The 8,289-nt window shown below is 57.1% G+C and carries 7 protein-coding genes and 1 pseudogene; 2 read left to right on the forward strand and 6 right to left on the reverse strand.

Features of this window, described 5'->3' with window-relative positions; genetic code table 11:
* Positions 1 to 182: 182 nt before the first annotated feature.
* The 6 genes and pseudogenes from D8U73_RS08125 to D8U73_RS29710 form a co-directional block, all read right to left on the reverse strand.
* Positions 183 to 563 carry a hypothetical protein gene (locus D8U73_RS08125; protein WP_130904166.1) on the reverse strand — a complete coding sequence of 127 codons (381 nt, stop codon included), beginning with the start codon at positions 561 to 563 and terminating at the stop codon, positions 183 to 185.
* A gap of 98 nt (positions 564 to 661) precedes the next feature.
* The gene (locus D8U73_RS08130; protein WP_130904167.1) at positions 662 to 1,057 is read right to left on the reverse strand and encodes a hypothetical protein; all 396 of its coding nucleotides are present in this window, start codon (positions 1,055 to 1,057) and stop codon (positions 662 to 664) included.
* A 187-nt stretch (positions 1,058 to 1,244) separates the two neighbouring features.
* Positions 1,245 to 1,643, reverse strand: coding sequence for a hypothetical protein (locus D8U73_RS08135; RefSeq protein WP_130904168.1), 399 nt, complete (start codon positions 1,641 to 1,643; stop codon positions 1,245 to 1,247).
* Entirely contained in the window at positions 1,640 to 3,751 is a 2,112-nt protein-coding gene (locus D8U73_RS29440; protein WP_241668505.1) for an RHS repeat-associated core domain-containing protein, read from the reverse strand. Before D8U73_RS29440 ends, D8U73_RS08135 begins: the two co-directional genes overlap by 4 nt.
* The gene (locus D8U73_RS29445; protein WP_241668506.1) at positions 3,741 to 3,833 is read right to left on the reverse strand and encodes a hypothetical protein; all 93 of its coding nucleotides are present in this window, start codon (positions 3,831 to 3,833) and stop codon (positions 3,741 to 3,743) included. The genes D8U73_RS29440 and D8U73_RS29445 overlap by 11 nt, the downstream gene beginning before the upstream one ends.
* A gap of 68 nt (positions 3,834 to 3,901) precedes the next feature.
* Positions 3,902 to 6,502, reverse strand: a pseudogene (locus tag D8U73_RS29710) (DUF6531 domain-containing protein); the annotation flags it as partial.
* Positions 6,503 to 6,746: 244 nt separating this feature from the next.
* Between D8U73_RS29710 and D8U73_RS08145 the strand changes: the two are divergent.
* Complete coding sequence (locus tag D8U73_RS08145; protein WP_130904170.1) at positions 6,747 to 7,442, forward strand: HAD-IA family hydrolase; 696 nt, start codon at positions 6,747 to 6,749, stop codon at positions 7,440 to 7,442.
* An 81-nt stretch (positions 7,443 to 7,523) separates the two neighbouring features.
* Positions 7,524 to 8,258 carry an alpha/beta fold hydrolase gene (locus D8U73_RS08150; protein ID WP_056854883.1) on the forward strand — a complete coding sequence of 245 codons (735 nt, stop codon included), beginning with the start codon at positions 7,524 to 7,526 and terminating at the stop codon, positions 8,256 to 8,258.
* Positions 8,259 to 8,289: the final 31 nt, after the last annotated feature.

An 8,289-nucleotide genomic window follows, 5' to 3' on the forward strand; every position in this document is an offset into this window, starting at 1 on the left:
ATCGGTAGGGAGTGGGTCTGGGAATACGTCTGCAAGCTCAGGAAGTACGGATTCAGCTGATTCCAAAGCTGAAGCCAAGTCCGACTGACAACAATAAATTCATAAGATTGTAAGCCCAGATTTTGAGCTGGGCTTTTTTCGTGGGGCAGAGCTTTTGTGAAGCTATCACCTGTCGGATAGGTCTAAAAGGAGTTCATCCAGCGCCTTTGAAATTCTTCTTGTTCGAAAATATCTTGTGCGATATTTTCATCATCAAAATCAAAAATATGGACGATGTGGTCGCGAGTGGCTTTTTCTCCAAGAATCATCTCGTAGGCAACAGCTCCGTTGCTCATTTGGGAGCACATTCTAGATGGGTAAACATTAAGTTTCGCTCCTTTACAAAGGAACTTGGTTTCGGGGAAGTCTCGTCGCATTCGTGCTAAACATAGGAATAGGTCGTCTTCTGTATAGGTTTTTTTGAATCCGTTTTTTCTAATCAGTGTTAATTCGCTGTACTTGTCTATAAGTGTTGCGAATTCAGTTTTGTTGCCTGTTTTAAGTTGTATTCTATTAATCGGCATTTTGTGGTCTTAGATTTTAAGGTGGTTGTGCGTAGAGCTGTGACGATTGCGTTAATTTCTTGGGTGTGTTGTTCAGGGTGTGTGTTTTAAATGTAGCATTACTGCAGGGAGAGTGATTCAAGCCATTTCTTGTAAAATTTTATTTGATCTTCTATGTTATTTGTGATGTCTTGATCCTCGTAGTCGAAAATTCGGATAGTATCGTCTTCGTCACTTGGTTTTCCTAGAGTCAGTTCATAAGCAGCGAGCCCTTTAGACATCTGTGAAGACATTCGTGAGGGGTGAACGTTTAGCTTTGATCCTTTGCATAGAAATTTTATTTCTGGATTGTCAGCTCTGAGTAAACCAAAACATACGAATAAGTCGTAGGCTGAATATTGTTTAGAGATATCATTTTCTATCGTAAGTTTAAGGCTTAGGTTTATCCTGTCGCATTCGATTGTTGCTGTTTCATTGTTGTTTTTTTTGATAACGGGGATTTCTATTTTTTTCATTTTTTTCCAAGCAAAGTAGTGCTTGTTGTTCTTTAAGGCAGCGCCAAATTTTTATTTTGTCTGCTAGTTCGATTTAGGTTTGTTGGTAGTGTGGCATGACTTTCTTTCCTATATGCTTATTGCATCGTTCGAAATTTGAGCAGGATTTTGAAGGCTGGATAAAATTCTGATTTGTCCAATAGTCAAGTTAGTCTGACTTCTCCGTATTAATCCAGCGCATGTAAAACTCTCGTTGTTCGCTTGGGTTGTTAGTAAGATTTTCATCGTCGTAATCAAATATATAAACTACATCTTTAAGGGATGCTGCTTTTCCCAAGGCGAGTTCATATGCCTTTAAACCTTGAGTCATTTGTGATGACATACTTGAGGGGTGGACATTGATTTTTGAACCCTTGCAAAGAAAATCAATATGAGCGTTATCCTCCCTGAGCTGGCCAAAACATTTATAAAAATTTAAGCCTGTATAGGTTTTTTTAAGTCCGCTATCTAAAAGTAAAGTTATTGAGATGGGGCTATCGTCACAAATTAGCTGAGCCATTTCTTTGATTTTGTTGATGCTAATGGTTATCCTGACATTTGTTATCATTTTCTTATTTTCCTATTTGGATTTGGAATCGAATACCCAAACTCCCTACCGTCATCAATTATCAATGTTGCTCCAAGCACATCTTCGGGTTTTATATGTCCGCGTATCGCAATCTCCTCCTCAGCTCCAAAATCATACAACGTGCCAAGTTCTTTCTTTAAATCGTAGCCAGGAATTTTTTGCAACGTGAAAAGGTATCCGATTTTTGTATTAAACCCGGTCGCGAAAAGTTTACCTACTTCCCTTGATGGTGATGTGCTGATGAAATTACTCGGTGGATGTTCGCTGTCGATAGAATGCAGCAATAAGTCCTCACTTTTGCCTTTGCTTTTGAACCCGTTCTGAAATACGTCATCTGGTTCGAGTTTGTCCCCGCGATATAGGTAGTCGTTTTCCTTTTTGGGCTTGGGAAGCGCGGGCTCTCCCTCATCAACCTTAGCTCCACCCACACTATCCGGCTCTGAACAACCCGGCCTATTCGCCCCCGGACAATTCCCGCTCAACCCCAACGGATCCACCCACCCCGTCGGATTCGGCGTATACCGATACGGGTTCAACCCGCCGGCCAGCTTCACCGGGTCCGGTGTCAGGTAGCGCCCGGTGTCGGGGTGGTAGTAGCGGTGGCGGTTGTAGTGCAGGCCGCTTTCGGGGTCGAAGTACTGGCCCTGGAAGCGCAGCGGTTGCTCCAGCTGTTCGCCGTGGCTGTGGCTGAGCTGGCTGATCTTGCCGTAGGCGGTGTAGCGGGCGGACCAGACGATTTCGCCGCTGTAGTCGGTGAGTTCCTGCGGGGTGCCGAGGTGGTCGAGTTGGTAGTAGAACGGGCAGGCTTTTTTCGGGCCTTGGCCGTCGAGCATCGCCAGCGGGCGGAAGCTGCCCGGTTCGTAGAGGTAGCTGCGGTAGTGGCTTGGGCTGCTTTCGGCGATCACTTGATCGCCTTGCCAGAAAAATTCCGTGGTCTGGCCGTCGACGGTCTTGCTGATGCGTCGGCCGAAGGCGTCGTAGCGGTAGGACGTTTCGCGACCGTCGGGGGCGGTGAAGCCGATCAGGCGGTGCTGGCTGTCGTAGCGGTATTCGCGCAGGTCCTGGCCGCGGCGTTCGCCGATCAGGTTGCCGTAGGCGTCGTAGCGGTAATGCCGGTCGGCGTGGCGCAGCAGGCGGTTGCCCTTGAGGTGCCAGGGGCCGGGGCGGTCGTGGATCAGCAGGTTGCCGGCCGGGTCGTGAGTGAAGTGTTCCGGGTCCTGCCCGCGGGCGTGGCGCACGTGGGTCAGGCGGTCGAGCGGGTCGTACTGGTAATCGCGCTGGCCGTGGCGGGTGTCGGCAACCTGTGCGAGGTTGCCGTTGGCGTTGTAGGCGTATTCGCGACGGTACAGCGGACGCTGCTGCTGGCTGACGGCGTGGGCCTGCAAGCGGCCCTGGTCGTCGTAGGCAAAGTCGCTGTGCAGCACACCGTGCTGGCGCTGCTGTTCGCGACCGCCGACAAAGCGGTGGGTGGTCAACCGCGAGCCGTTGAGGTCGATCGCCGTCAGCGCCCCGCCCTGGGCGCGGTGATACGTGAGGCGGCTGTTGTCCGGCAAGCGCAGGTGCTGCAACTGGCCGCCGGCGTCATAGCCATACCGCAGGGTGCCCCAGCCCTGATGCTCGGTGATCAGCCGGTCGTGGGCGTCATACGCGAACTCCAGCGGATGGTCCTGACCGTCGTCGACGCTGACCAGCCGCCCCAATCCGTCGTAGCGGTACTCGACCTTGGTCCCGTCGGGCAGGGTCTTGACCAGCAGGCGTCCGGCGCTGTCACGCTGGTAAGCGGTAATGAGCTGCGAGCCGTCATCGCCGAACTCGGTTTTCTCCAGCAACTGGCCGTTGAGGTCGTAGGCGTAGGCGGTGCGCCGCCCGTCGAAGCCGGTTTCCTGTCGGATCAAGCCCGTGGGCGTGTAGTCCAGCCGATAGGTGTCGCCGACTTCGTTTTCGATCTCGGTGAGCAGCAGCTGGGCGTGCTCGTAGCGGTACTTGAGCGTGCTGCCGTCGGGGTTGATCCGCCGACTGACCAGGTGCAGGTCGTCGGCGTATTCAAAGCGGGTGACCCGCCCCAGTTCATCGGTTTCAGCGGTGATCTGGCCGTAGGCGTTGTAGCTGTAACGACGGCTGGCGCCTGTGGGAAACGTGGTCTGCAGCAGTCGGCCGGCGGCGTCCCACTGGTAACGCGTAATGGCACCGAATTCATCCTGAACCGTCGTCCGGCGCCCCCGCGCATCGTAGGCATACTGCCGGCATGCGCCGTCGGGCAGGGTTTCGCCGAGCAATTGGCCGAGGCCGTTCCACTCGAACACATGCCGGCTGTGGTCCGGATACCGGATCGTCAGCAGCCGTCCCTGCGCGTCGTACTCGTGGTAGGTGCTCTGGCCGTCGGGGTCGATCAGCCAGGTCAGATCGCCCTGGGCGTTGCGTTGATAGGTCCACTTGGCCTGGCCGCGATAACGGGCATGCAGGAAACCGTTGCGGTACTCGTAGGACGTCGGCTCGCCTTCCGGCGGAATCAGCGCGATCAACCGTCCGAGTTCGTCGTAGCGGTATTCAGTGACCGCACCGAGGGCGTCCTGCTCGGCGATCAAACGACCCTGGGCGTCATAGGCCTTGCGCTGTTCGCCACCGTCGGCCGCGATCCGCCGCACCAGGCGCGCGCGGTCGTCGTGGGCGTAGGTTTCCTCGCTACCGTCGGCGTGCCGGAGCAGCACGCTGCCGTCGTCGCCCCATGCGTAGCGCGTGTCCATCTGGGCAAACGAGGCCCAGTGACGGATGCAACGGGCGGCCTTGCCGGAGTTTTCCCACTCCCAATAGAAACTCGCACCCCCGGCCAGCTGCCGTTGCAGGATGACGTGCTGTTCGTCGTAGTCGTAGCGCTCGCTTTCGCCGGCGGCGTTGCTGGCCTCGATCAAGCGCCCGCGGGCGTCATAGCGGTAGCTGACCAGCGTCTGCTCGGTGCGCCAGACCGGCGGCTGATCGCCCGAACAATCAAAACGCTGGTAGTCGACGGCGATCAAATGGCGACGCTCATAACGCAGCAGCAGACCGCGCCCGGCGCCGTTATCCAGACGCTGAATGCGCTGGGAAATGTCGCGCTGCACGGTCAGACGATTGCCATAGGCATCGCTGATCGCACTCAGGCGCCCGCCGACAAAGTGATAAAAGCGCGCCGCTTCACCGGCCAGGGCGACGATCAGCTCTTCGGGCGCATCACCGAGGTAAATCGCCGCCCGCGACAGGCTGTTGTGGATCGCCGGGCGGGCCGCGCTGGGCAAGGGAAACGGCGTGCGGCGGTTTTCGGCATCAACCCACACCACCGTGTCGCCGTCGATCTCCAGGCGCTGGCCCAGCGAATGGCTCCAGCCAAAGCCCAGGCCACTGTCGATCTCCACCGCGCTGGTGCGATACAAACGGGTGAATTCGAACGGCAGCAGGCCGTCCAGCACGCCGTCGGTCAGGGTCAGCAGTTCTTCGCCGGTGACCAGCGACACCGGGCAGCCATGGGTGGCGGTGCGGTCGGCGGCGTCGGCGCTGTCGCCGTTGGGGTTTTTCGCTTGCGCAGGGACATCATCCCGATGTTCCTGGCGAGCCAGACGGGTCATGGCTGCGGACTTGTTACGAGCGATGGCGACGGGGTTGTCCACCAGCACATCTGCCGACCCTGTCGGGCTGATGCGCATTGGCACCGCAGGCGCGGGTTTCAAGGGCGCGTTGCGGACATTGATCACCACGGGTTTGAGAGCGCCCGCGTGGCTGGACAGATCAGATCGGCGGGCCAGTTCGGCCAGGCGCAAACCTGCTGCTGCGAGCCATTGTCGGGTGCGTTCGGACTTGATCTTCGCCAGCACCTTGGTGCTGATGCCGAGACCCAGGCCGGCAGGACCGGTCAAGCGCACGAGCAGGAAACTGATCAACAACTCTGTACGAATTTGCGCCACGACTTCAGCGATGTACTGCGGCGGCAACATCCTCAGCCAACTGGTAAAGGCCGCCAGATGAATGAACATCAACGGCTCGTCGCTCAACACCAGCAACACGTTGGCGATCGCTTCAGCCGAGGCGTTCAGCAGCGTGGCGAGTTCGACTTCGCTCAGGTATTGAAGGAGTTTTTCACTGTTGGCCTGCAGGTCTGCCATCAGGGCAAAGACCTGCTTCACGTCATCCCATAGACCCTGCAGCGCTTTCTCGAATCCAAGCCAGTCCGCTTGCAGCAACAGGCCGTAGCGCTGGATGAAATCCGCCTCGGAAAAGTGGCTCCACTGCGGTTCAAACTCGAGGGTCCATTCGTTGCGCAACCAGCCTTCCAGCTCATCGACAACGTCCTGGTAAGAGTCGTACAGCGCTTTGACGTGTTCGCGGGTTACGTTGGGAAAAAAAGTGATGCGGTAGCGCTTGCCACGCCAGCAATCAGGGACGTTGAGGATGCCGCTCGGGCCAATGGTTTGATGGATCGGCTCGCCGTATTTCGCGCCGTCGGCACCTTCGGATATCAACGGTTCGAGCTTGACCGGGGTATTGCCGATGGGCACGAAGCGCGCGGCTTCGAACATGTGCACCAGGGTCAACGGGCCGCTGGCGGGGCACGTGGCAACCGTGGAGCTGACGGGTGTGGTGGAGTTTTTCGGGGCGCTGAGGCGGACTTCGTTGCCGACCTTGAACACTTGCTCGACAGCCAGTGTCCCGCCAGTCCAGAAATTTTCCGCCCAGGATTGATAGTCGTTGAGGCATAGGCGGAAATCACCGAGCACCGCTTCGACGTCCGGTCGCTGCGGGTTCATGGCAGCGACCACCAGCAGGCCGATGGTGTTGTTCAAGGCCAGCAGCTTGTCTGGATCAAACATTCGCGGGGTTTCGCCTGGAGAAATAGGCGGGAAACTTTGCGTTGGATCAGGTGCGAAAGAAGTCGGGAAAATTGGAGTTTTCTGTAGGGCGAATCGCCAAATCAGTGTCGCCACTTCGTCATGGGGCGGGTTTTGCCCGTTGCCCTGGGGCTGCCACGCTCGCTATGCTGCTGAAACCTTTAATCCATCACGGAACGGCCGCACCTGAGCCGCCTGGGATATCGTTCAATACGGATCAGATGCGATGAATGCACCGCTGAAAGAATTCGGCCCGATCAAGGCCGTGATTTTCGATATGGACGGCTTGTTGCTGGACACCGAGGGCATTTACACCGAAGTCACGGCTCTGATCGCCGCACGCTATGGGCGAACTTTCGACTGGAGCCTCAAGCAGAACATCATCGGTCGTGGCGCGGGTGACCTGGCGCGCTACGTGGTCGAGGCGCTGGAGCTGCCGATCAGTGCCGAGGAATTCCTGGTGATCCGCGAACCGCTGATGCGCGAGCGTTTTCCTACAGCGCAGGCAATGCCTGGCGCACAGGAGTTGGTTCGGCATCTGAAGGCGCACAACATTCCGATTGCCGTCGGCACCAGTTCTTCGAGCCAGTCGTTCGGTCAGAAAACCACGTTGCATCGCGACTGGTTCGCCTTGTTCGATTTCATCGTCACCGCCGATGACCCGGACGTGGGCGCGGCCAAACCTGCACCGGATATCTTTCTGACTGCCGCGCGGCGCCTGGGCGTTGCTCCCCGGGATTGCCTGGTGTTCGAAGATTCACCGTTCGGTGTCACGGCGGCGAAGGCAGCGGGGATGACCGCGATCGCGATTCCGGACGCGGCCATGGCTGACGAAAAGTACGCACACGCCGATGGCATTCTTCGTACGCTCAAATCCTTCAAGCCGGGCGCCTTTGGCTTGCCGGCGCTGGAATGGGCCTGACATCTGTAGGCATTTGATCGGCGACTAATTCCAGGCGTACTTCATCCGTTCTCTGAACAGACAACTTTTGAGGTACGTCCGGTGACCCCGCTGACATTGCTGTGCCTGCCTTATTCTGGCGCGAGCGCCATGGTCTATAGCCGCTGGCGGCGCAAACTGCCGGAGTGGATCAAGCTGCAACCGGTGGAATTGCCGGGGCGTGGCGCGCGCTACGGCGAGCCGTTGCACACCGACATGCGCCGCCTGGCCCTGCAATTGGCCCACGAACAAAAAGCCATGCTCAAGGCACCGTATGCCTTGTTCGGCCATAGCCTGGGTGCCTTGCTCGCCTGTGAGATGGCCCATGCGTTTCGTTCGCTGGGCGTTGCGGAACCGGTGGCCTTGTTCGCCTCCGGCACCGCGGCGCCAACCATGCGTCTGGAATACGACCGTGGTTTTGCCGAGCCGAAAACCGATGCCGAATTGATCGAGCAACTGCGCAGCCTCAATGGCACCCGCGAAGAAGTGCTGGCCAATCAGGAACTGATGAGCCTGACACTGCCGATCCTGCGCGCCGACTTCCAGCTCTGCGGACGTTTCGAGCCGATCCAGCGACCACTGCTCAAGTGTCCGGTGCACGTGCTCGGCGGCAAGGCAGACCGAGCGACCACCGAGCAGTTGATCGGCTGGAGCAAGGAAACCCACGGCAGCTTTTCCTTAGACATGCTCGCTGGCGGGCACTTCTTCATTCATGAGCATGAAGCCAAGGTACTCAAGGTGATCAAGGATCAGCTCGACGTTCATCATCGACGGCACGCTATGGCCGTCACTGCCTGACCCCGATTCTGTAGGAGCAAAGCTTGCTCGC

It is taken from the genome of Pseudomonas sp. Sample_22 (genome assembly GCF_004307635.1).
Taxonomy (GTDB): domain Bacteria; phylum Pseudomonadota; class Gammaproteobacteria; order Pseudomonadales; family Pseudomonadaceae; genus Aquipseudomonas.